This is a genomic window from Sulfitobacter sp. 15WGC (assembly GCF_005068605.1).
Lineage (GTDB): Bacteria > Pseudomonadota > Alphaproteobacteria > Rhodobacterales > Rhodobacteraceae > Sulfitobacter > Sulfitobacter faviae.
The window spans coordinates 1-21,370 of sequence record NZ_SZNL01000013.1; the positions used below are offsets into that span (position 1 = coordinate 1).

A 21,370-nucleotide genomic window follows, 5' to 3' on the forward strand; every position below is an offset into this window, starting at 1 on the left:
GCCACGGGCTCGGGCGCCACGCGCGGGGCCTCGCGGGGGCGGGCCTCGGGGGCGATCTCGGGCACCAGCACGGCTGTGTCGCCGATGGGTTCGTTCAGTTCGGGCGCGCTGTCGTCCACTTCGGTCTGTGGCGGCAGTTCCAGCTCCGTCACCTCGGGCGGCCTGTCCTCGGGCGGGGTCTCGGTCTGCACCGGCTCGGGCTGTTCGATCGCGGCATCCGGCTCGGCGGTGACCTCGGGCGCCTCCTCACTCGGCGCGGGCAATGCGGGCTGGGCCACCTCGGTGGTCGAGGCAGGCGGCTGCTGGGCCGCGACCAGCGCGTCATATTCCGCCGCCGAGATCACCGAAACCTCGGTCATCTCGACCGGGTCCGGCTCGGAGGTGAAGATGTTCCCGAACAAAAGCCAGCCGATAAGACCCAGATGCCCGGCACCTGATATGTAATGCCCGGTATGCACCGCTCAGCCACCCGACGTGTCGCTGCCGTCCATCGCCGGGCCGCCGATGTCGGTCACCAGACCGATGTTGGAAAATCCGCCCGCGTTGAGCGCGCCCATGACCTCCATGACCTGCGCATAGGGCACTTTGCCGTCGGCGCGCAGGAACACCCGGTCGCTGGCCCGCTCGGACGCGATGGCGCGCAGCTTGGTCACCAGCTGGTCGCGCGGCGTGTCGGTGGTCTGGATCTGCACCGCCCCTTGGGCGGTGACGGTGACGGTCAGCGGCTCTTCCTGCTCAGCCGGCAGGGCCGTGGCGGCGGTCTTGGGCAGTTCCACCGGCACGCCGACGGTCAAAAGCGGGGCCGCGACCATGAAGATGATCAGCAGCACCAGCATCACGTCCACGAAGGGCGTGACGTTGATCTCAGCCATCGGCTGGGCGCGGCCCCGCCGCCGCCCCTTGCCGCCTTGCTTTTTCATGACACCCGCACCCATGGCTTAGCTGTCCAACTGGCGGCTGAGGATGGTGGCGAATTCGTCCGAGAAGGCCTCGTAGGTGCCGAGGATCCCATCACTGTCGGCGCTCAGCTTGTTGTAGAAAACCACCGCCGGGATCGCGGCCAGAAGGCCGATGCCGGTCGCCAGAAGTGCCTCGGCGATGCCCGGGGCCACGACGGCGAGGTTGGTGTTCTGCTGGGCCGCGATCTCGATGAAAGAGTTCATGATGCCGAAGACGGTGCCGAAGAGGCCAACGAAGGGCGCAGTAGAGCCCACGGTCGCCAGCACCGGCAGCCCCTTTTGCAGACGCTCTGCCTCCTTGGCGATGGCCACGTCCATAGACCGGTCGATGCGCGCCGTGGCACCGGGGATCAGCGCACCGTCCTCGCGGTGCGAGCGGCGCCATTCCGACATGCCGGCGGCGAAGATCTTTTCCGACGGCCCATCGGGATCGGCGCCAATGGTGTCAAAAAGACCGTCGAGCGGTTCACCCGACCAGAAGGCCCGATCGAACTGCGCTGCCTCTGCACGGGCTTTGCGGTATTGGATGGTTTTCTGAATGATGATCGACCACGACCAGAAAGAGGCCCCGATCAGCATGATCATTACAAGTTTGACCGTGACCGTCGCCTTCGCGAACAGACCCCACAGGGAGAAATCGATCCCCTGTGCCAATGCCAGCGTCTCTGCTTCCATTTAACTATGCTCTTTTACTGCCGCCCCTTCGGGGCATTCTGCCTCTGGGTTCTATCTCTGGGCCCTATTTTCCGGCCTCAATTTGGAGCAAAGCTAACGGACTGCAACCTAGATTGCCAGAATTATGGTATCACCGCGCCGGATCGCCGTCCGACAGGCGGAGTTTCGCTGGCAGCCGCGTGGGTTTTCCGCCCGTCGTCATGCAAACGGCGGTAACTTTGGCGCGAAAGATGACCTTGCCATCGCGTAGCACGTCTTGGTCGAACACCCAACGCACGGGCCCTTCGGCCTGATGGGTCGTCTGCACCTCCAGCCGGTCGCCAAAGCGCGCGGCGCCGAGGTAATCCGCCTCTACCCGCGTCACGACAAAGACCAGCCCCTCCTCGCGCATGGCACGTTGATCAAGGCCGATCTGTTCGACGATATCCGACCGCGCCCGCTCGATATAGCGCAGGTAGTTGGCGTAATAGACGACGCCCGCCATATCGGTGTCTTCATAGAAGATGCGGACCGGAAAACTATGGCTCATGATGCCACCTGCACCCGCGCGGCAAGGCGCAGCGCATGGCTCGCATCATTGGCGGCGGGCGGCATCACCGGGTCATAGGCGGCGCGGATCACATCCGCGACCTCGGGGCGCAGCACCAGCGCGTCATCGGCCATCGCCAGTGGGGATTGCTCTTGAAAGGCATCTTCGGACCACAAGAGGATGACCTGCACCGCTTGGCTCAGCGCCAGCACCTGCGCGGACATATCTTGCAGGCTCTCGTCCATGCGCAGGAAGACGAAAGCCGCCTTGATCGCGCCGTTCTCCTCAAAGCGAAAAAAGCGGTATTGGTTCGCTCCCGCCGCCTGCAACCGCTCGACCTGTGCGGCGAGGTCCGGCACCAGCCCCTCCATCCCCGGCACGTCGAGCAGTTCAGCCCAATCGGCGAAGAAGAACATCATCAGGTTGCTGCCCAACTCCGGGTCGGTTTCGGCCATGTCGTGACCGGCAAGCTTGGCCACCGCTTCGAGCGCGCCTTTCACCACCGGCAGCGCCTCTTCCTCGATCCCAAAGGCCACGGGGGCGATGGGGCGGCCCCAGCGGGCAAAGGCGAACTGCCCGTCGCGGCGGGTGAAAAGGGTCTCGATCTGCTCTGCGGTCATCGTCATCTGGTCTACCTTCGCTCCGAAACGTCAGCCGAAAAGGTCGCTCTGCCCTCTGGGCGCGGCAAGCCCGAGATGGCTCCACGCCTTGGCGGCCAACATCCTGCCGCGCGGGGTACGCTGGATCAGCCCCTGCTGCAACAGGAACGGCTCGATGACCTCCTCCAGCGCATCGCGGCTTTCCGAAAGCGCAGCCGAAAGCGTCTCGATCCCCACCGGGCCGCCCTGATAATTCTCAGCCATCAGCCTCAGGTAGCGTCGGTCGGCCCCGTCGAGGCCGAGGTGATCGACCCCGAGCCGCGTCAGCGCCATATCCGCCAACTCGCGCGTCACGCGACCATCGCCCTCGACCACGGCGAAATCCACCACCCGGCGCAACAGGCGCCCGGCGATGCGCGGCGTGCCGCGGGCGCGTTTGGCGATCTCGCGCGCGCCGCCTTCGTCCGCCGGGGCACCCAGCTTGCGCGCGTTGCGGTCGACGATGATGTAAAGCTCGTCCTCGGTGTAGAACTGTAGCCGCGTCGGGATGCCGAACCGGTCGCGCAGCGGCGTGGTCAGAAGCCCCATGCGCGTAGTGGCCCCGACCAGCGTGAAGGGCTGCAACTCGATCCGCACGGTGCGCGCGGCGGGGCCTTCGCCGATCACCAGATCAAGCTCGAAATCCTCCATCGCCGGGTAGAGCACCTCTTCGACCGAGGCGTTCAGCCGGTGGATCTCGTCAATAAACAGCACGTCGCGCGCCTCGAGATTGGTGAGGATCGCGGCAAGGTCACCGGCCTTGGCCAGCACCGGGCCGGAGGTCATGCGAAAGCCCACGCCAAGCTCGCGCGCCATGATCTGCGCCAGTGTCGTCTTGCCCAAGCCCGGCGGCCCGTGAAACAGCGTGTGATCCATCGCCTCGCCGCGCTGGCGGGCCGACTGGATGAAGACCGACAGGTTCGCCCGCGCCTCTGCCTGCCCAACGAATTCGCCAAGCATTTGCGGCCGCAGCGCGCGGTCGGTGTCTTCGGGCAGCGGGTCGGGCCGCACGGTGGGGTCGATGTCGGTCATAGGGCCTCGTTATGCCGTAGGGTGCGTGGTTCTTCCAGCGGAAGGTTCACGCACATGCCGCCGGGCGCATTCGCGCTCACCCCTTCGGCGCCAGCAGCTTGAGCGCCGCGCGAATGAGCGCCTTGGTATCGGCCTCGGGCGTCTCGCCCGCCGCCTGCGCCACGGCGCCCGCCGCATCGCCCGGCGCATAGCCGAGGTTGCCAAGCGCCGAGAGCGCCTCGGACTGGGCAGAGGCATTGGGGGCGGCAGGTTTCGGTGCGGGGCGCGGGGCGGCGGCCTCGATCACCGCCTCGTCGGCGGCGGCCTCAGTCTCGCCCATGGCGTCGGCCACCGTGCCGGTCATCGCCATGACGCCGGGCGCCTTGTCCTTGAGGTCCAGCACCACGCGCTGCGCGATCTTCGGGCCGATGCCCTTGGCGGCCTTCACCGCGTTCCAGTCACCAAGCGCGATGGCGCGGCTCACGCCATCCGGCCCCAGCGTGCCGAGGATCGCGAGCGAGGCTTTGGCCCCCACCCCCTGCACCGAGGTGAGCAGCCGGTGCCATTCCTTCTCCACCAGCGTCTGGAAGCCGAAAAGCTGCATCAGGTCCTCGCGCACCACAAGGTCGGTATAAAGCGCCACCGCCTCGCCCACGCCCGGGAGTGCTGCCATGGTCCGGTCGGAGACATAGACGAGGTAACCCACCCCGCGCACGTCGATCAGCACGTGATCTGCCGCGCGGTAGTCGATGCGGCCCGAAAGCTTGCCGATCATGCGCTTGCCCTCGCCACCGCTTGGGCCAAGGTGCTGGCGCCGCCGTGATGCGCGTGGCAGATCGCGATGGCCAGCGCGTCGGCGGCATCCGGCCCGGCAATCTCGATCCCCGGCATCTGCATCTTGACCATATGCGCCACCTGTCCCTTATCCGCATGGCCGACGCCGACCACGGTTTTCTTGACCTTGTTGGGGGCATATTCGCCCACCGTCAAACCAAACTGCGCGGGCACCAGCATGGCGATGCCCCGCGCCTGCCCCAGTTTCAGCGTCCCGGCCCCGTCCTTGTTCACGAAGGTCTGCTCAACCGCTGCCGCTTGGGGCCGCCATGCCGTCAGCACGCGTGTAAGCTGCCCATGCAAGGACAAGAGCCGCGCGCCAAGGTCGTCGCCTTCGGAGTGACAGATGCCATTGGCCACATGGGCGATTCGGCTGCCCGAGACGTCGATCACGCCCCAGCCCAGATTGCGCAGCCCCGGATCTATGCCGATCACCCGTATCATCTCTGCCCCTCGATAAAATTGTTGCTTTTTTGGTGCACTAGCACGAAAGGCGAACATCGCAAAGCCCTGATGCGTGGCGGGCGCTTTGCGACAGGCGCTCTGTCGCTTTTGAACCGCGGTGTCGAATTGCGCCTCTCCATGGTTCAAAACCGACATGCTGGGCAGTGAATTTTTCCCGTAATGATAGTGGGTTAACCCTTTTATCGACCCATGCAAAAAACGCAAGCCTCACTGTCGTTTTTGAGGGATTGCGCGGGGCGAATTTCGGGCATACTTGCCGAAAATTCCGTTCGGTAAGGAAGGCCAGCCCGCCCCCCTGCCGGCGCAACCTGAGATCAAACAAAGGACGGCCCCATGGCAGCTTTCGACACCACCCGCACCGCTTACGGCTCCCCCTCGGCCGTCACGCGCATCCTTGGCTTTTTCGGCGCCTTCTTCGCTGCGGTTGAGGCTTGGCAAGACAGCCGCGCCACCCGCAAGGCGCTGTCGGACCTGACCGATCTCGAGTTGCAAGACATCGGCTTGATCCGGGGCGACATTGACCTTGTGGCGCTGAACCACTTCGTGCGTTGACCCTACGGGATAAGCACCAGCCCCATTAGAAAAGCCGTAGCGGAGAGCCTCCGCTACGGCTTTTTCTTTACGCGAGGGGCGGCGCCACGTTACCGCATGATCGGGCCGGTCAGCTCCGCCAATGTCTGGGTCACCGGGTCGATGGCCATCATCTTGGCGCCGATCTGCTCAAGGTTCGACCCATTGGCGAGGCGCGAGAGACGCTCGTTATAGGTCACCGGGCCAATCGCGGCGAGGGTGAAGGCTTTGAAGCCGAAAAACACCAGAACGATCAGGAAAAGACCTGTCACCGGGAAACCCCGGCGGGCGCGTTTCGGCAAGACAGAGATCAACCCATCGCGTCCGACGCGGGTGACATATCCTCGTTCCAGCTTCCGATGCTTGCGCCCCAGAAGTTCGATCCGTTTCGCGAATTGAGCGTGTCCTTCAGCCATCACAGCCTCCGTAGCAATCCGGCCCCCACCGTTTGCTGCCAATTTGAATAAAGTCCAAATGTGGCAACAAAGCGGCAAAAGGGTCGAATGCAACGAAAATGAGGCGTGAATTATACTTTCGTTTGAAGCGTTAGTGTCGTCCAGTCACCAATGCTCTCGCGGTGGGTCAGATTGATGCCGGATCGTGCATAAACCTCGATCACCTCTTCCGCCTGTTCGTTTAGCAGGCCGGAGAGAATCGCATAGCCACCGGGTTGCAGCGCCGCCGCCATGTCGGGGGCCAGTGCCACCAACGGACCTTTGAGGATGTTGGCGAAGACCAGATCGAAGGGGGCGGCCTCGGCCAGCGCGGGGTGGTCGAAGCCCGCCGCCTCGACGCAGGTCACGCGGCCCGTAAGGCCGTTGGCATCGACATTAGCCTGCGCCACCTCGACCGCGACCTCGTCGATGTCGCTCGCCAGGACCGGCTCAGGCCAGATGCGCGCAGCGGCCATCGCCAGCACCGCGGTGCCGCAGCCGATGTCGGCGACGTTCTTGCCGTGGAACCCCTCGTTTGCCAGCCGGTCGAGCGCTCTGAGGCAGCCCAAGGTGGTGCCGTGGTGGCCGGTGCCGAAGGCCATGGCGGCCTCGATCAGCAGCGGCTCGCAGTCTTCGGGCACCTTGTCCGCGTCATGGCTGCCGTAGACGAAAAAGCGGCCTGCCTCCACCGGTGCCAGCTCGCGCCGGACATGGGCGACCCAGTCGGTCTCGGGCAGTTCGGAGACGGTGAATTCCTTGGCGCCCATCGCCTTGGCCAGCACGGCAAGTGCTGCGGTATCGGGCGCTTCTTCGAAGTAGCCGCCGACTTCCCACAGGCCCGAGCCGTCCTCGACCTCGAAAACGCCCACGCCGGTGGGTTCGGGGGTGAGCCGCTCCATCGCCTCGCCCAGAGCATAGGCGGGGTCGCGGCCTTCGAGGGTGGTCAGGGCGGTGAAAGTGGGCATGGCGCGGTCCTTTGCTGCGGTGCGGTTGCGTTTCGCCTAGGGCCGCGCGCGCGCCGGGTCAAGCCATGCCGGGTTTCGCACCTTATTCGGCGGCCTGCGGCACGACAGGTTGAAAGATCGTCTCATGCCCCGGCGCGGGGTGGCGCGGGATCAGCAGCGACAGCATCAAAGACACCGCCGCCATGCCAGCCGCAAGGAAGAACACCGCCGCCGGAGAGGCCAACCACAAGAGCCCCAAGAGCACCGGCAGGAAGACCGCGGCGATATGGTTGATGGTGAAAGCCACCGCCGCCGTGGGCGCGATATCCGCGGGGTCCGCGATCTTCTGGAAGTAGGTTTTTAGCGCCAGTGCGAGGGCGAAGAACATGTGGTCGAGCACGTAAAGCGCTGCCGCGATCACCACGCCCCAGCCGAGGTAGTAGACCCCGCCATAGGCCAGAAAGACCAAGATCAGCCCGATGTATTCCACCGCCAAGGTCCGGCGTTCGCCGAAATGGCCCACCGCGCGGCCCATCAGCGGTGCAAAGAGCATATTGGCGACAAGGTTGATGAGGTAGAGCATGGTGATCTCATGCACCTCAAAGCCGAAGCGTTCGACCATCATGAAGCCCGCGAAGACCACGAAGATCTGCCGCCGCGCGCCGGACATGAATTGCAGCGCGTAATAGAGCCAGTAGCGGCGGCGCAGCACCATTTTCTTGTTCTGCACCGTGGGCGCCTCGAACTGCGGATAGGCCAGCATGGCGGTGAGTGCGATGGCGACGGTGACGCCGCCGCCGATCATATAGACGATGTCGTAGCTAAGGCTCAGCGTCTCCCACAACGCCATGATCGCGAGATAGGCCACCAGCGTGGCCAGCGAGCCCGCGGCCATGAGCCAGCCGATCATCCGAGGGGCGTCCTCGATCTTCAGCCATTGCAGTTGCAGCGACTGGTTCACCGTTTCGTAGTAGTGAAACCCGATGGAGCTGAACATGGTAATCGTCAGGATACCGCCCATGGAGGGGAAATAGGCCGTGACCGCCGTGGCCGCGCCCAGAAGCGCAAGCGAGACCAGCCCCAGAACCTGTTCGCGCACGAAGAGCAGGATGGCGATGACACCGATGGCGAAGAAGCCCGGGATCTCGCGCACCGTATGCAGCAGCCCGATGTCGGAGCCGTCGAAATCGGCGACCTCGATGACGAAGTTATTCAGCAGCGCCGACCATGTGTTGAAAGCAATCGGCATGGCCAACGCCATGAGGAACAGCAGGGCCACGGGGCGGCGCCAGAACGGCAGGCGCTTGGCCTCTTCGAGGGTGATGAAACGGGTCATGGGATTTCATTACGCCCAAGGCCCGGGGATGGCGAGAGAAAAGGACATACGGCCCCGGAGCCGGGCAGCGACAGACCGGGGGCTGGCGCAAATGACCTTTCAGGTGGGCACTTTATGGTAGCAACTCATATGAAACATGCGCAAGCCACTCCGATCGCAAAAGCGCCAGACATTGGACGATCTGGCGCTGCCCGGCGGCCTTCGGCCTTGCTTCCGGGCTGTTGCGCGCGAGGCGATGGAGATGCGGGATATAGAGCGCATACCGCACCAGAATTGCACCCGGCCCGGGACAAGCCGCAGGCGCCGGGCCATCGCCTGCCCGCCCCCCCGGGTAGGCGATTTGGTAAGGCTGGTGCGACCTCGCGAAGGCACATCACGGCTGAGCCATAAAGTGGCACGAGCCTAGCTTTGCATCGCCAACCCGCGGGCAGACGCTGGCCCTCGTCCTGCAATAGCTAAAGCCTCAATAAAAACTCTGCGGATCGATATCCACCGCCAGCCGTAAGTCCCCCTTGAGCCGCAGCCCGCCGACCCAGCGGCCCAGCGCCTCCTGCAACGCCACGCCCTTGTCCGCCTTCACCAACAGCCGCACCCGATGCCGCCCCCGCACCCGGGCGATCGGCGCGGGCGCAGGGCCGAAAACCTGCGCCCCCACGGCACGCAAAGGCCCGTCATGCCGCGCAAGATGGTTGCCCAGATCAAAGACCGCCGCCGCGTCGCTGCCGCTGAGGATGATCCCCGCCATGCGCCCATAGGGCGGCACCCCGGCTTGCCGCCGCTCTCCGGCCTCGGCGGCCCAGAAGGCCTCCTCCTCACCCGCCAAGATCGCCCGGATCACCGGGTGCTCGGGCTGATAGGTCTGCAACAGGGCCGCGCCCGGCGCCTCGGCCCGGCCCGCACGCCCCGCCACCTGCCGCATCAGTTGGAACGTCCGCTCCGCCGCGCGCAGGTCCGACCCGGTGAGGCCGAGATCGGCGTCGATCACCCCCACCAACGTCAGCTTCGGGAAGTTATGCCCCTTTGCCACCAGCTGCGTGCCGATGATGATATCCGCCGCCCCCTCGGCGATGCCCGCGATCTCGGCTTTCAGCGCCCGCGCCGAGCCGTACATGTCCGAGCTCAGCGTCGCGATCCGCGCCTCGGGCCAGAGTGCCGCCGCTTCTTCGCCCAGCCGCTCCACCCCCGGCCCCACGGGCGCGAGCTTGCCCTCGACCTTACAGGAGGGGCAGGCCTCGGGCATTGGCTTGCTCTCGCCGCATTGGTGGCAGACGAGGCGCTTGAGAAAGCGGTGTTCGACCATCCGCGCATCGCATTGGTCGCAGCCGATCTGCTCGCCGCAGGCACGGCAGAGCGTCACCGGCGCATAGCCGCGGCGGTTGATGAAGAGCATCGCCTGTTCGCCGCGCGCCAGCCGCGCGTCGACCTCACGTTTCATCTCGCCCGAAATCCACTTGTCCCCGGGCAATCCCGCCTGCCGCATGTCGATCGCGCCCATCTGTGGCATCACGGCCGGGCCGAAACGGGAGGTCAGTTCCAGCCGCCGGTATTTCCCGGCCTCGGCATTGGCCCATGTTTCGAGGCTCGGCGTGGCGCTCGCCAGCACCACCTGTGCGCCGCAGATCGAGGCGCGCAGCACCGCCATGTCCCGCGCGTTGTAGAGCACCCCGTCCTCCTGCTTGTAGGACGTGTCGTGTTCCTCATCCACGACGATCAGCCCGAGGTTCTGGAACGGCAGGAACAGCGCCGAACGCGCGCCGATCACCAGCTGCGCGTTGCCCTCGCCCACCATGCGCCAGATCCGGCGGCGCTCGGTCATCGTCACGCCGGAATGCCACTCGGCGGGATTGGCGCCGAAACGCTCTTCGACCCGTTCGAGGAACTGCTCGGTCAGCGCGATCTCAGGCAAGAGCACCAGCGCCTGCCGCCCCGCCTGCACCGCCGCCGCCACGGCTTCGAGATAGACCTCCGTCTTGCCCGAACCGGTAACCCCGCGCAAAAGCGTCGTGCCGTAGGTCTCAGATTTGATCCCCTCGCGCAAAACCGCGGCGGCCTTGGCCTGATCCTCGGTCAGTGCCTTGCCGGGCAAGGATGGATCAAGCCGCCGGAACGGCAGGTCGCGGGGGCTTTCCTCCTCGCGCACGGCGCCTTGGTCGACGAGGCCCTTCACCACCGAGGACGTCACCCCGGCCATCTCCGACAACTCCTTCAGCGTGAAGGCCAGATCGCCATATTCCTCCAGCACCGCCATGACCCTTTGCCGCGCATCGGTCATCCGCGACGGTACACCGTCCCCGGCGCGGTAGATTTTGCGCATCGAAGGCGGATCGCCCAGGCCCGGCGCTCGGGTGGCGAGCCGCAGCATCGCAGGCAGCGGGGTGAGCGTATATGCCGCCGCGCGCAGCAGAAACTCGCGCATCTCCTCGCGCATCGGCGGCGCGTCGAGCACCCGGATCACATGGCGCACCTTGTTGATGTCGCAGTCCCCGGCCCCCGGCCCCCAGACCACACCCATCACCTTGCGCGGCCCCAACGGCACCTCGACAAAGGCCCCTGCATAACAACCGCCCTCGGGCGCGCGATAATCCAAAGCGCGGCCCAAAGGCTGGGTGGTCATCACCGACAACAACTCACCATGGTGGTAGAATTCAGCCATACCTGCCGCATGCTCCGTGTCGCTTGGGGGAATTGAGGCTTTAAGCATCGCAGATCATGCGGTAAAGCCAAGGCAACGAATTGACCCGATAGCGATCACATTCCAACCCGGAAGGAAAGCCCATGAAATTCTTCGTAGATACAGCCGAGATCGACGCCATTGCCGAACTCAATGACCTTGGCATGGTCGACGGCGTGACCACCAACCCCTCCCTCATCCTGAAATCGGGCCGCAATATCCTTGAAGTCACCAAAGAGATTTGTGACCTCGTCGATGGCCCTGTTTCCGCCGAAGTCGTGGCGCTGGAAGCCGACGCGATGATCGCCGAAGGCCGCAAACTGGCCGAGATCGCCGACAACATCACCATCAAACTGCCGCTGACATGGGACGGGCTGAAAGCCTGTAAGGTTCTGTCGGGCGAAGGTCACATGATCAACGTGACACTCTGCTTCTCGGCGAACCAAGCGTTGATCGCGGCCAAGGCGGGCGCGACTTTCATCTCGCCCTTCATCGGGCGCCTTGACGACATTAACCTCGATGGCATGGACCTGATCCAAGACATCCGCACCATCTATGACAACTACGGTTTCGAGACGCAGATCCTCGCCGCCTCCATCCGCAGCGTGAACCACATTCTGGACGCCGCACGCATCGGTGCAGACGTGATGACAGCGCCGCCCGAGGTGATCAAAAAACTGGCCGCGCATCCGCTGACCGACAAGGGGCTGGAGCAGTTCATGGCCGATTGGAAAAAGACCGGTCAGAACATCCTCTGATCCAGCCTACCTGCGAACATCAAACCCCTTCCGCCCGTGGCGGAGGGGGTTTTTCTTTGCCTTAGGCCGCGTTCCCTTCGACCGTCAGGTGATCGCCCGACCACAGGCCCGGGCGCACCTCGGCCTCTGCAGCACCCGCGCGGATGCGGCGGCACTGTCCCACGGGAATTGGCGGAGCTTGCAAGACCAAATCCATGCCCTGCGCCGCTGTCTGAGGCGGCAGGGCCGCATGCATTCCGTCCAAAGCCACCGAAACGTCGCAGGGCAAATAGACGCTCGCCCCGCCCACGCCGGTATCCTGCTGCCACGGGGTCAGCGGCGCGCCCACTGCGCCGACACAGCAAACGGCGGTCTGCAATTCGATCGCCCGCGCCCGTGCGCAACTGAACACGCGGTTATAGCCGGTGATCATGTCGGTCTTGGCGGGAATGATCACCAGATCGAGGTTCAACTCCCCCAGTTTGGACCAGAGCGCGGTATATTCCGCATCGAGACAGATCGCGATGACACAGCGCAAACCGTTCCACTCGAACAGATTGATCCCCGTGCCCGCGATGGTCACGCCGCTGGCGCCATTCGCCTCAAGCGGGGTCAGGCTCAGTTTGTTCTGCACTTGCAGCCCGCCATCGGGGGTCAGGAACCACGCTTGATTAAGGTAACCTTCGGGCGCATCGACCGAAGGGAAGGCCACGGGAAAGGTGCCGGGCAGCAGGGCCACGCCAATTTGCTCAACCATGCACCGCATTGGGTCAAGCGCCAGCGTGGCGGTCTGCGCGAGCCAGCCAAGCTGCTCTTCCGCAGGCAAGTCGGCGGGGGCGAAACTCAGCCACTGCGCGCAGCAGAACTCGGGCATTACCAAAAGCTGTGCCTCGCGCGCGGCGGCCTGTTGCAGGCGCGTCTCGACACTGGCGAGCCAGCTTTGCAGTGAGTCCGGCGCGACCTGAAGGTTGGCGGCCCAAAGATCGACAGAGACATGTTCCATGTAAGATTTCCTCTCCCGGCAAGGACCTGTTCCACCGCATCCGGGGATATGCGGCAGGCTTCGATCAGGCACGCGCGGCCCTACGGCTGAAATCCGCGCGTCGACCGGGGCCAACACGTCTGCGCCGCTTTTGTTCCGCCGGGCTTCGTTCTACATCCCGGCCTGACGCAAGGCGGCAACAAAGACCGCAGGCGGCAGGACCCGTGACCAATTGGGGGCAGATCTTGACGCCCCAGCATGCTATGACACCGCAAATCAAAAAGAGACGCCCATGAGCAGCAGCCCCAAAATCGACGACGCCCTGCGGGAGGCGATCATCTCAGCGCCCGACGTCATTCTTGACGACAGCGACGTGATGCAGGCGCTGATTGCGGCGAATGAAAAGGCCATGGGCGGCAATATCGTCGATCTGCGCGGCATCGCGATGGAGCGGCTGGAAACCCGTCTCGACCGGCTGGAGGACACACACCGCAGCGTCATCGCGGCGGCCTATGAAAACCTTGCCGGGACCAATCAGATCCACCGCGCCATCCTGCGCATGCTCGACCCGGTGGAGTTCGAGACCTTCCTGCGCGATCTCGGCGGCGAAGTGGCCGATATCCTGCGCGTCGATGCGGTGCGGCTGGTGTTGGAATCCACTCAGAACGACAATGACCCGGCGGTGCAGCGCTTGGGCGATGTGCTGAGCGTGGCCGAACCGGGGTTCATCGACGACTACCTCAGCCAAGGGCGCGGCGGCATGGTGCGGCAGGTGACCCTGCGCGCGCTGCAAGACGGATCCGAAGCGCTCTATGGCAGCAAGGCGGGGTGGATCCGGTCCGAGGCTTGTCTCAAGCTTGATTTCGGCCCCGGACGGCTGCCCGGCCTGTTGGTCATGGGCGCCGAAGACCCGCATATGTTCGGCCCGCAACAGGGCACCGATCTGCTCACCTTCTTTACCGGCGTGCTGGAGCGCTCCATGCGCCGCTGGCTGTCTTGAGCGAGAAGGCAAATCCGCTGCTGATCAGTCCCGCCGCGCGGGACGCGCTTCAGACGTGGTTAGAACACCAAAGCGCGCTGAAGGATGCGGCCGAAAATACGATCATCGCCTACCGGGGCGATGTGACCGAATTCCTCACTTTCATGACGCTGCATAAGGGCGAGACCCAAGGTCTGGGGGCGCTGGCGAAAATCACCATCAGCGATATGCGCGCATGGATGGCCAGCACCCGCAGCGGCGGGGCGGGGTCACGGTCGGTCGCGCGAAAACTCTCGGCGGTGAAAGCCTTTTACCGCTGGCTGGCCGAGCGGGAGGGGTTCGAGCCCACTGCCGTTCTGCTCGCCCGGTCGCCCAAGTTCACCAAGAAACTGCCCCGCCCGCTGGCCGAAGACGCCGCGCGTGCGCTGATCGACTGTGTCGAGACCCAAGCCCGCGCCCCATGGGCCGCGGCGCGGGACGTGGCGGTGCTGACCCTGCTCTGGGGCTGCGGGCTGCGGATTTCCGAGGCGCTGGCGCTGAAAGGCGGCGATGCGCCCCTGCCTGCCAGCCTGCGCATCCTTGGCAAAGGCGGGAAGGAACGTGTCGTGCCGGTCTTGCCCGCCGCCCGCGCCGCGGTCGAAGACTACCTCGCCCTCTGCCCGCACCCGCGTGAGGCGCAGGCCCCGCTGTTTCGCGCCATCCGCGGCGGTGGCTTGGGCGCGCGCGCCGTGGCGCAGGTGATGGCCGATGCGCGGATGCAACTCGGCCTGCCCGCCAGCGCCACGCCCCACGCCATGCGCCACAGCTTTGCCACCCATCTGCTGGACGCGGGCGGCGATCTGCGCGCCATCCAAGAGCTTCTGGGCCATGCCTCGCTCTCGACCACGCAGGCCTATACCGCCGTCGATACCGCGCGGCTGATGGAGGCCTATAACAACGCCCATCCCAAGGCGGGCCGCTGAGCCCCTTGCACCCCGCGCGTCAATCGCCATATTGGCCCCAAGCGAGGACGACCTCCCCCATTTGGGCAGCCACTCGGGACGACCCGACCAATACCGGGACCACCCCATGCGCAGCACCGCAGACCGCATCCGCCACGCCCTCAGTTTTGAGATCATCGCCCTGCTGATCGTCACCCCCGCCAGTGCTTGGCTCTTTGACAAGCCCATCGGCCATATCGGCGTCGTCGCTGTGGTCAGCGCCAGCATCGCGACGGGGTGGAACTATGTCTACAACCTCGGCTTCGACCACGCCCTGCGTCGGTTGCGCGGCACGGTGAAAAAGACGGTGCCGATCCGCGTGCTTCATGCCGTGAGTTTCGAGATCGGGCTGCTCTTTGTGCTCTTGCCCTTCATCGCGTGGTATCTAGAGATTTCTCTGCGCGAAGCCTTCTTGATCGACGTGTCCTTGGCGGTGTTTTACCTGATCTACGCCTTCGTCTTTAACTGGATCTACGACGTGCTCTTCCCCGTCTCGGAACCCGCAAACGCGTCTTAATCTGCCCTGAGGCGGCGGACGAATTCCGCCGCCGCTTCCGCAGGATCACGCGCCCCATCGGCCACGGCATCGCTGAGCCGCGTCAGATCGTCCTTGGCCTGCGGGGTCTCAAGCTGCGCCAAAAGCCGCTGCTTCACGTCTTGCTCGAACCAATAGCGCGCCTGTGCGGCGCGGGTACGGTCCCAGAACCCGTTCTTCCGGCGCCAATCGGTCAGTTCCTGCAAGGCGGCCCAAGTCTCCTCCAGCCCGTTTTCCTCCAGCGCAGAGACGGCGGTGGCGCGCGGAAAACCCTCGGGGTCCTGCGGGCGCTTGCGCAGAAGGCGCAGGGCACCGGCATAGTCGGCCCGGGTGCGGGCGGCGGTGGATTTCAGATCGCCGTCGGCCTTGTTGATGACGATGAGGTCGGCAATCTCCATGATGCCGCGTTTCACGCCCTGCAACTCGTCCCCGCCAGCGGGGGCCAGAAGCAGCACGAAGGCATCCGACATCTCGGCCACCACGGTTTCCGACTGGCCGACGCCCACGGTCTCGATCAGCACCACGTCAAAGCCCGCCGCCTCGCAGAGCCGCACCGCCTCGCGCGAGCGGCGCGCGACGCCGCCCAGGTGGGTCTGGCTGGGCGAAGGCCGGATGAAGGCATTGGGATCACGGCTCAGCCGGTCCATCCGCGTCTTGTCACCCAAGATCGAGCCGCCGGTGCGCGCCGAACTGGGGTCCACCGCCAGCACCGCCACGCGTTTGCCCTGCCCCGTCAGCATCATGCCGAAGCTTTCGATGAAGGTGGATTTGCCCACACCGGGCGTGCCCGACAGCCCGACGCGCAGCGCCTGCCGGTCGGTGGGCAGCTTCGCCAGCAGCTCCGCCGCCGCCGCACGGTGATCGGCGCGGCCCGATTCCACCAAGGTGATCGCCCGCGCCAACGCGCGGCGCTCTCCTGCTATGATGCCTGCGGCCAATGTCTCGATATCCATGGGGCAACTTTTGCGGGGGCGGCGTGGAATTGTCCATCCCCACCCTTGGCGCGCCGCGCGCGATGCCCGATAACCGCGCCATGTCCAATGCTGATTTCGCCCTGCCCATCGACGCCGTCCTGCCGGATGTGATCACCGCCCTGCGCGACACGGGCCGCTTCGTGCTGCAAGCGCCTCCCGGCGCGGGCAAGACGACGCGGGTGCCGCTGGCGATGCTAGATGCGGGGCTGACCCAAGGCCGCATCCTGATGCTGGAGCCGCGCCGCCTCGCCGCCCGCGCCGCCGCCGCGCGCATGGCAGAAAGCCTTGGCGAGGAGACCGGGCAGACCGTCGGTTTTCGCGTGCGCGGCGCCTCGGCGGTGTCGAAATCCACGCGCATCGAGGTGGTTACCGAAGGCATCCTGACCCGCATGTTGCAGGACAACCCAGACCTACCCGGCGTCGGCGCGGTGATCTTCGACGAATTTCACGAACGCTCGCTCAACGCCGATCTCGGCCTCGCGCTGGCGCTCGAAGTTGCGGGCGCGCTGCGCGACGACCTGATGCTGGTGGCCATGTCCGCCACGCTCGACGCCGCCCCGGTGGCCGCCCTGATGGCGGCGCCCATCGTGACCTCCGAAGGGCGCAGTTTCGAGGTCGAGCCGCGCTGGCTCGACAAGCCGATGGGCAAGCAACGGCTGGAGAAGGCCGTGGCCGACCTCACGCTAAAGGCGCTGTCGGAGGCGCCCGGCTCCGCGCTGGTCTTCCTGCCCGGCGAGGGAGAGATTCGCCGGGTCGAGGCGCTTCTGCGCCCCGCCCTTCCTCAGGATTGCACCCTCGCTCCGCTCTTCGGCGCGCTCGACTTCAAGGCGCAACAGGCCGCAATCGCCCCCGCCCCCTCCGGCCGCAAGGTGGTGCTGGCGACCTCCATCGCCGAAACCTCCCTTACCATCGAGGGCATCCGCATCGTCGTCGACGCGGGCCGCGCGCGGCGCGCGCTCTTTGATCCGGCCTCGGGCATGTCCCGGCTGGTGACCGAGCGGGTGACCCGCGCCGAGGCGACGCAGCGCGCGGGCCGGGCCGGGCGGCTCGATACCGGGGTCGCCTACAAGCTCTGGACCCGGGGCGAGGAAGGCGCGCTGGCGGCTTTCCCCCCGGCCGAGATCGAGGCTGGCGACCTGACCGGTTTCGCGCTGGAACTGGCGCTCTGGGGGGCGCAGGCGAACGATCTGAGCTTCGTCACCCCGCCCCACGCGGGCCGTCTGGCCGAGGCGCAAGCGGTGCTCCAGATGCTAGGCGCGCTCGACGGCAGCGGGCGCATCACCGAACATGGCCGCGCCTTGGCGAAACTCCCCCTGCACCCGCGGCTGGCGCATATGGTGGCGCGCGGCGGTCCCTCCGCGCCGATGCTCGCGGCCCTTCTGGCCGAGCGCGATCCGATGCGCGGCGCGCCGGTCGACCTTGCGCTGCGGATGGACGCGCTGGCCGGCAAACGCACTGCCACGCCGCCCCATGCGCCCACGCTAGCGCGCATCAAGGCCGAGGCGAAACGCCTTGCACGCGGCGCGAAGGGCGACGGGCCGGGCTCCTTGGGCGTGCTAGCGGCCCTCGCCTACCCCGACCGCGTCGGGCTGCGCCGCAAGGGCGAGGCACCGCGCTATGTGCTCTCGGGCGGCAAGGGCGCCGTGCTGCCAGAGGCCGACCCGATGGCGGGCGCGCGGCTCTTGGTGGCCACGGACCTCGACGGCGACCCGCGCGAGGCGCGCATCCGGCAGGCGGCGCTGATCTCGGACGCCGAGTTGCGGGCCACTTTTGCCGATCAAATCCGCTGGCAGGATGTCTGCCTATGGTCGCGCCGCGAGGGGCGTGTGCTGACCCGCAAGCAAGAGGTCTTCGGCGCGCTGGTTCTGGAGGACCGGACATGGCCCGATGCGCCCGCCGATGCAGTGGCGGTTGCGATGCTGGACGGGGTGCGGCAATTGGGGCTGAACCCCGGCAAGACGGCAGCGCTGTTTCTGGCCCGCGCCCGGCTGATGCCCGCGCCCTTCCCCGATTTCACCGAAGCGCATCTGATGGAGACGCTGGAAGACTGGCTGCTGCCGCATCTCACGGGCGTGCGCAGCAGCGCGGATTGGAAAGGGTTCGACATCACCCCGGCGCTCAAAGCCCGGCTGAGTTGGGAGCAACAGCAAGAGTTGGACCGCTCGGCCCCTGCCCATTTCGAAACCCCGCTCGGGCGGCGCGTGGCCATCGACTACAGCGGTGAAACCCCCGGCATCGCGCTGCGTTTGCAAGAGATGTTCGGCGTGACGCGGCACCCGACGGTGGGCGGCCAGCCATTGCAGGTCACCCTGCTGTCGCCTGCGCAGCGCCCGGTGCAGGTCACGATGGACATCCCCGGCTTCTGGGCAAGCTCCTATGCGGATGTGCGAAAAGACATGCGCGGGCGGTATCCGCGTCACCCGTGGCCCGAAGACCCCACGGTGGCGGACCCGACCCTGCGCGCCAAACCGCGCGGCACCTGACAAGACAACGCGCGCCGAAAGCGGCGCGCGAACCGTTTGGGTGAGACCTATCCGTTAAGCCGCGACGAACTTCAGCGAGACGCCGTTGATGCAATGCCGCTTGCCCGTGGGCTCTGGCCCGTCATCAAAGATATGGCCCAGATGGCTGCCACAACGGTCGCAATGCACCTCGGTCCGGCGCATGAAGAAACTGTTGTCGGCCATGGTCTCAACCGCATTGTCGAGCGGCTGATAAAAGCTCGGCCAGCCAGTGCCGCTTTTGAACTTGGTCGCCGCATCGTAAAGCGGTTGATCACAGCCCTTGCAGATGAAGGTGCCGGGGCGTTTCTCATCGTTCAGCGGGCTGGTAAAGGCGCGCTCCGTATCGCCTTCGCGCATGACCGCATATTCCAAGTCGCTCAGCATCGCGCGCCACTCGGCTTCGCTGCGGGTAACCTCGAAGTCGCCCTCGACATAGGCCGCCAAGGTGCCGCGCGCGCCCAACCCGATGGCGGTGGCGCCCAGAAAGGTCGATGTCAGAAAATGACGTCTGTTCATGGTGTTACTCCTCGCGTTCGGGTGGGATGGCGCCGGGCCAGCATGGGGGTACTGGCCCAGCAACAGGGGTGTGGGTTGCCTCTTATTTGGGCACCAGCACGCTGTTTACAACATGGATCACCCCGTTGGACTGGTTCACATCTGCGATAGTCACGCGTGAGGCGTTGCCGCTTTCGTCGATGATATAGACGTTGCGGCCCTTCACCTGCGCCGACAGTGCATCGCCAGAGACGGCGTTAAAGTGATAGAACCCATCACTGGAGGCGCGTGCCTTGGCGGCGATGTCGGCGGCGGACCATTTACCGGCCACCACATGGGCGGTCAGCACTTTGGTCAGCATGTCCTTGTTCTCGGGCTTGAGCAGGGTCTCGACAGTGCCCGCAGGCAGCGCGTCAAAGGCGGAGTTGACCGGGGCGAAAACGGTGAACGGCCCTTCGGAGGCCAGCGTATCGACCAGACCGGCAGCCTTCACGGCGGCGACCAGCGTGGTGTGATCGGCGGAGTTCACGGCGTTTTCGACGATGTTCTTATTCTCGAACATGGGCGCGCCGCCCACTTCGGGATTAGCGGCGATGGCACCGGTGGCCAGCAGAGCGGCAGTGGCGGTGGCGGCGGCGAATGTCTTGAGCGTCTTCATTGGGTTTCCTCCCTTGAATGCCTCCCGTTGTGGGCGGCGATACTGGACCCACGGGGCAGACGTGAGAGGAGTTTCAGAATGGTTCAGAAAATTCGCAACAAAATCATAACGCGTTGTAAGGGAAATGAAAAATGAAACGCCCTGCTCGGTCAAAGCAGGGCGTTTCGGGGTTTAGAGCTCCGCCACAGCACCAGCGGCCATGACCTCCCCGGTGGGGACACCGCCGGGTGCGCCGCCGGGCGGCTCATCGGTAATGGCCAGCGTGATCTGCGCCGCCTCGGGCACCAGATTAGCGGGCAAGGCCACGCGGTTAACCTCCCCCTCAGGCAGCACGCCCAGAGAGATCGGCGCGCGGTCCGGCAGGATTGCCCAAAGCTCCAGCACGCGGCCTGCGGGCGCGTCGCCCGAGACACGGCGCAGCGCGATATCGCCACGCGACATGTCCATGACGGCCAGCAATTCCAGCGCGCTGTCCTCGGCGGCCATGCGGGTGGCATAGACCTCTGCCGGGGGCTGCATCGGCGCCTCGCGCAGCATCGGCAGGGCAAGGAAGGCCACGGTGGCCAGTGCTGCCACCGACACCCCCTGCCACAGCCAGAGCCGCTGCAACAGCGGCACCTGCCGCGCGGGGAAGAGCCGCGCCATCAGCGCGCGGCGCAGCTTCGCGGGCGGGGCGACGGGGGCGATATCGTCGGTCATCGCCACGAAACGCTCCTGCCAATCGGCCACGCGACGGGCAAAATCACGGTCTTGCATCAGCCGGGCGCGGGCGGCGGCACGGTCTTCGCCTTCCAACAGGCCCAAGGCCATTTCGGCGGCCAGCAGATCGTCGTCTTCGGGCGGGGTGATGGGGGTGTCGCTCATACGCTCATACACTCCCGCAGGGCCATCAGACCACGGCGCAGCCATGTGCGCATGGTGTTGAGCGGCACGTTGAAACGCTGCGCAAGCTCGGCATAGCTGTCGCCATCAAGGTACGCCCCGCGCACCGCAGCACCGCGATCCGCTTCAAGATCATCCAGACAATTGGTCAGCCGCTTGGCCTCAGAGGCGGCCACGGCGGATTGCTCGGGGTTCGGCCCCGGCGCGGCCAGTTCCAGCCCCGGCGTGTCGATGTTCTGATGGCCCTTGCGGGTGGCGCGCAGCCGGTCGATCGCTGTGTTGCGCGCAATGGTGATCAGCCACGTCATCGGCGACAGGCCATTGGCCTGATAGCGGTCGGAATTATTCCAGATTTTGACGAAACTGTCCTGCATGGCATCCTCTGCTGCGGCGCGTGTATCCAACACACGCAGGCAGACCCCGAATAGTTTCGCCGACACCCGATCATAGAGCGCCTCAAAAGCGGCACGGTCTCCCATTGCGACCTGCGCAATCAGACGCTCAATCTCTTCGCGGTCGCTGTCCAAGGGCCACTCCTTCGGGCGGTCATCTGTGTTCCGGCATAACGCTCATGGTGC

The 21,370-nt window shown here is 65.6% G+C and carries 23 protein-coding genes and 1 pseudogene; 6 read left to right on the forward strand and 18 right to left on the reverse strand.

Going from position 1 to position 21,370, the window contains the following annotated elements; genetic code table 11:
- The 8 genes and pseudogenes from FCK22_RS12145 to ruvC all read right to left on the reverse strand — a co-directional run.
- Positions 1 to 401 (reverse strand): annotated as a pseudogene (locus FCK22_RS12145) (energy transducer TonB); the annotation flags it as partial.
- 60 nt (positions 402 to 461) lie between these two features.
- Positions 462 to 935, reverse strand: a complete 474-nt coding sequence (tolR, locus tag FCK22_RS12150) for a protein TolR (RefSeq protein WP_067263561.1) — start codon at positions 933 to 935, stop codon at positions 462 to 464.
- A gap of 3 nt (positions 936 to 938) precedes the next feature.
- Complete coding sequence (gene tolQ / locus FCK22_RS12155) at positions 939 to 1,634, reverse strand: protein TolQ (RefSeq protein ID WP_067263558.1); 696 nt, start codon at positions 1,632 to 1,634, stop codon at positions 939 to 941.
- A 130-nt stretch (positions 1,635 to 1,764) separates the two neighbouring features.
- Positions 1,765 to 2,163, reverse strand: coding sequence for a YbgC/FadM family acyl-CoA thioesterase (locus FCK22_RS12160; protein ID WP_067263551.1), 399 nt, complete (start codon positions 2,161 to 2,163; stop codon positions 1,765 to 1,767).
- Positions 2,160 to 2,783, reverse strand: a complete 624-nt coding sequence (locus tag FCK22_RS12165) for a hypothetical protein (RefSeq protein ID WP_067263567.1) — start codon at positions 2,781 to 2,783, stop codon at positions 2,160 to 2,162. Before FCK22_RS12165 ends, FCK22_RS12160 begins: the two co-directional genes overlap by 4 nt.
- Before the next feature lie 30 nt (positions 2,784 to 2,813).
- Entirely contained in the window at positions 2,814 to 3,833 is a 1,020-nt protein-coding gene (gene ruvB, locus FCK22_RS12170) for a Holliday junction branch migration DNA helicase RuvB (protein ID WP_067263549.1), read from the reverse strand.
- Positions 3,834 to 3,909: 76 nt separating this feature from the next.
- Entirely contained in the window at positions 3,910 to 4,587 is a 678-nt protein-coding gene (gene ruvA / locus FCK22_RS12175; RefSeq protein WP_067263546.1) for a Holliday junction branch migration protein RuvA, read from the reverse strand.
- Positions 4,584 to 5,090: a crossover junction endodeoxyribonuclease RuvC gene (gene ruvC / locus FCK22_RS12180; RefSeq protein WP_067263543.1), complete on the reverse strand. Its 507-nt coding sequence runs from the start codon at positions 5,088 to 5,090 to the stop codon at positions 4,584 to 4,586. Before ruvC ends, ruvA begins: the two co-directional genes overlap by 4 nt.
- 354 nt (positions 5,091 to 5,444) lie before the next feature.
- Here ruvC and FCK22_RS12185 point away from each other — a divergent pair, with 354 nt between their 5' ends.
- Positions 5,445 to 5,663 (forward strand): DUF1127 domain-containing protein, encoded by a 219-nt coding sequence (locus FCK22_RS12185; protein ID WP_067263540.1) that lies wholly within the window; start codon positions 5,445 to 5,447, stop codon positions 5,661 to 5,663.
- 89 nt (positions 5,664 to 5,752) lie between these two features.
- Here FCK22_RS12185 and FCK22_RS12190 read toward each other — a convergent pair whose 3' ends face one another.
- The 4 genes from FCK22_RS12190 to FCK22_RS12205 form a co-directional block, all read right to left on the reverse strand.
- Positions 5,753 to 6,097 (reverse strand): hypothetical protein, encoded by a 345-nt coding sequence (locus tag FCK22_RS12190; protein WP_067263539.1) that lies wholly within the window; start codon positions 6,095 to 6,097, stop codon positions 5,753 to 5,755.
- A 110-nt stretch (positions 6,098 to 6,207) separates the two neighbouring features.
- Positions 6,208 to 7,080, reverse strand: coding sequence for a 50S ribosomal protein L11 methyltransferase (locus FCK22_RS12195; protein ID WP_067263537.1), 873 nt, complete (start codon positions 7,078 to 7,080; stop codon positions 6,208 to 6,210).
- A gap of 82 nt (positions 7,081 to 7,162) precedes the next feature.
- Complete coding sequence (locus FCK22_RS12200) at positions 7,163 to 8,395, reverse strand: MFS transporter (protein ID WP_067263535.1); 1,233 nt, start codon at positions 8,393 to 8,395, stop codon at positions 7,163 to 7,165.
- A gap of 463 nt (positions 8,396 to 8,858) precedes the next feature.
- Positions 8,859 to 11,048, reverse strand: a complete 2,190-nt coding sequence (locus FCK22_RS12205) for a primosomal protein N' (protein ID WP_067263533.1) — start codon at positions 11,046 to 11,048, stop codon at positions 8,859 to 8,861.
- 122 nt (positions 11,049 to 11,170) lie between these two features.
- On the opposite strand from FCK22_RS12205, the gene fsa reads away from it, so the two are divergent.
- Positions 11,171 to 11,824: a fructose-6-phosphate aldolase gene (fsa, locus tag FCK22_RS12210; RefSeq protein WP_067263530.1), complete on the forward strand. Its 654-nt coding sequence runs from the start codon at positions 11,171 to 11,173 to the stop codon at positions 11,822 to 11,824.
- A gap of 61 nt (positions 11,825 to 11,885) precedes the next feature.
- Here fsa and FCK22_RS12215 read toward each other — a convergent pair whose 3' ends face one another.
- Positions 11,886 to 12,806 (reverse strand): nitrilase-related carbon-nitrogen hydrolase, encoded by a 921-nt coding sequence (locus tag FCK22_RS12215; RefSeq protein ID WP_136720448.1) that lies wholly within the window; start codon positions 12,804 to 12,806, stop codon positions 11,886 to 11,888.
- A 271-nt stretch (positions 12,807 to 13,077) separates the two neighbouring features.
- On the opposite strand from FCK22_RS12215, the gene FCK22_RS12220 reads away from it, so the two are divergent.
- The 3 genes from FCK22_RS12220 to FCK22_RS12230 all read left to right on the forward strand — a co-directional run bounded on the left by FCK22_RS12220 (position 13,078) and on the right by FCK22_RS12230 (position 15,261).
- Complete coding sequence (locus tag FCK22_RS12220) at positions 13,078 to 13,785, forward strand: DUF484 family protein (protein ID WP_067263525.1); 708 nt, start codon at positions 13,078 to 13,080, stop codon at positions 13,783 to 13,785.
- Complete coding sequence (locus tag FCK22_RS12225) at positions 13,782 to 14,726, forward strand: tyrosine recombinase XerC (protein WP_197470858.1); 945 nt, start codon at positions 13,782 to 13,784, stop codon at positions 14,724 to 14,726. Before FCK22_RS12220 ends, FCK22_RS12225 begins: the two co-directional genes overlap by 4 nt.
- 106 nt (positions 14,727 to 14,832) lie before the next feature.
- A complete protein-coding gene (locus FCK22_RS12230; protein ID WP_067263523.1) occupies positions 14,833 to 15,261 on the forward strand; it encodes a PACE efflux transporter in 429 nt (142 codons plus the stop codon).
- Here FCK22_RS12230 and meaB read toward each other — a convergent pair.
- Positions 15,258 to 16,232 carry a methylmalonyl Co-A mutase-associated GTPase MeaB gene (meaB, locus tag FCK22_RS12235; RefSeq protein ID WP_067263520.1) on the reverse strand — a complete coding sequence of 325 codons (975 nt, stop codon included), beginning with the start codon at positions 16,230 to 16,232 and terminating at the stop codon, positions 15,258 to 15,260. The two genes, FCK22_RS12230 and meaB, sit on opposite strands and share 4 nt — an antisense overlap.
- A 62-nt stretch (positions 16,233 to 16,294) precedes the next feature.
- Between meaB and hrpB the strand changes: the two genes are divergently transcribed.
- Positions 16,295 to 18,736 (forward strand): ATP-dependent helicase HrpB, encoded by a 2,442-nt coding sequence (hrpB, locus tag FCK22_RS12240; RefSeq protein ID WP_209273793.1) that lies wholly within the window; start codon positions 16,295 to 16,297, stop codon positions 18,734 to 18,736.
- Between the two features lie 54 nt (positions 18,737 to 18,790).
- Here hrpB and msrB read toward each other — a convergent pair whose 3' ends face one another.
- From msrB to FCK22_RS12260, 4 genes are all read right to left on the reverse strand, one after another.
- Positions 18,791 to 19,273 (reverse strand): peptide-methionine (R)-S-oxide reductase MsrB, encoded by a 483-nt coding sequence (gene msrB / locus FCK22_RS12245; protein WP_067268381.1) that lies wholly within the window; start codon positions 19,271 to 19,273, stop codon positions 18,791 to 18,793.
- Between the two features lie 82 nt (positions 19,274 to 19,355).
- Positions 19,356 to 19,910, reverse strand: coding sequence for a fasciclin domain-containing protein (locus FCK22_RS12250; protein WP_067268384.1), 555 nt, complete (start codon positions 19,908 to 19,910; stop codon positions 19,356 to 19,358).
- A 171-nt stretch (positions 19,911 to 20,081) separates the two neighbouring features.
- Positions 20,082 to 20,774 carry an anti-sigma factor gene (locus tag FCK22_RS12255; RefSeq protein WP_067268386.1) on the reverse strand — a complete coding sequence of 231 codons (693 nt, stop codon included), beginning with the start codon at positions 20,772 to 20,774 and terminating at the stop codon, positions 20,082 to 20,084.
- A complete protein-coding gene (locus FCK22_RS12260; RefSeq protein WP_067263638.1) occupies positions 20,771 to 21,271 on the reverse strand; it encodes a sigma-70 family RNA polymerase sigma factor in 501 nt (166 codons plus the stop codon). Before FCK22_RS12260 ends, FCK22_RS12255 begins: the two co-directional genes overlap by 4 nt.
- Positions 21,272 to 21,370 lie beyond the last annotated feature (99 nt).

Coding starts and splice junctions, on each gene's coding strand:
- tolR (WP_067263561.1), bottom strand. CDS start 935: ATGGGTGCGGGTGTCATGAAAAAGCAAGGCGGCAAGGGGCGGCGGCGG.
- tolQ (WP_067263558.1), bottom strand. CDS start 1,634: ATGGAAGCAGAGACGCTGGCATTGGCACAGGGGATCGATTTCTCCCTG.
- FCK22_RS12160 (WP_067263551.1), bottom strand. CDS start 2,163: ATGAGCCATAGTTTTCCGGTCCGCATCTTCTATGAAGACACCGATATG.
- FCK22_RS12165 (WP_067263567.1), bottom strand. CDS start 2,783: ATGACCGCAGAGCAGATCGAGACCCTTTTCACCCGCCGCGACGGGCAG.
- ruvB (WP_067263549.1), bottom strand. CDS start 3,833: ATGACCGACATCGACCCCACCGTGCGGCCCGACCCGCTGCCCGAAGAC.
- ruvA (WP_067263546.1), bottom strand. CDS start 4,587: ATGATCGGCAAGCTTTCGGGCCGCATCGACTACCGCGCGGCAGATCAC.
- ruvC (WP_067263543.1), bottom strand. CDS start 5,090: ATGATACGGGTGATCGGCATAGATCCGGGGCTGCGCAATCTGGGCTGG.
- FCK22_RS12185 (WP_067263540.1), top strand. CDS start 5,445: ATGGCAGCTTTCGACACCACCCGCACCGCTTACGGCTCCCCCTCGGCC.
- FCK22_RS12190 (WP_067263539.1), bottom strand. CDS start 6,097: ATGGCTGAAGGACACGCTCAATTCGCGAAACGGATCGAACTTCTGGGG.
- FCK22_RS12195 (WP_067263537.1), bottom strand. CDS start 7,080: ATGCCCACTTTCACCGCCCTGACCACCCTCGAAGGCCGCGACCCCGCC.
- FCK22_RS12200 (WP_067263535.1), bottom strand. CDS start 8,395: ATGACCCGTTTCATCACCCTCGAAGAGGCCAAGCGCCTGCCGTTCTGG.
- FCK22_RS12205 (WP_067263533.1), bottom strand. CDS start 11,048: ATGGCTGAATTCTACCACCATGGTGAGTTGTTGTCGGTGATGACCACC.
- fsa (WP_067263530.1), top strand. CDS start 11,171: ATGAAATTCTTCGTAGATACAGCCGAGATCGACGCCATTGCCGAACTC.
- FCK22_RS12215 (WP_136720448.1), bottom strand. CDS start 12,806: ATGGAACATGTCTCTGTCGATCTTTGGGCCGCCAACCTTCAGGTCGCG.
- FCK22_RS12220 (WP_067263525.1), top strand. CDS start 13,078: ATGAGCAGCAGCCCCAAAATCGACGACGCCCTGCGGGAGGCGATCATC.
- FCK22_RS12230 (WP_067263523.1), top strand. CDS start 14,833: ATGCGCAGCACCGCAGACCGCATCCGCCACGCCCTCAGTTTTGAGATC.
- meaB (WP_067263520.1), bottom strand. CDS start 16,232: ATGGATATCGAGACATTGGCCGCAGGCATCATAGCAGGAGAGCGCCGC.
- hrpB (WP_209273793.1), top strand. CDS start 16,295: ATGCCCGATAACCGCGCCATGTCCAATGCTGATTTCGCCCTGCCCATC.
- msrB (WP_067268381.1), bottom strand. CDS start 19,273: ATGAACAGACGTCATTTTCTGACATCGACCTTTCTGGGCGCCACCGCC.
- FCK22_RS12250 (WP_067268384.1), bottom strand. CDS start 19,910: ATGAAGACGCTCAAGACATTCGCCGCCGCCACCGCCACTGCCGCTCTG.
- FCK22_RS12255 (WP_067268386.1), bottom strand. CDS start 20,774: ATGAGCGACACCCCCATCACCCCGCCCGAAGACGACGATCTGCTGGCC.
- FCK22_RS12260 (WP_067263638.1), bottom strand. CDS start 21,271: ATGGGAGACCGTGCCGCTTTTGAGGCGCTCTATGATCGGGTGTCGGCG.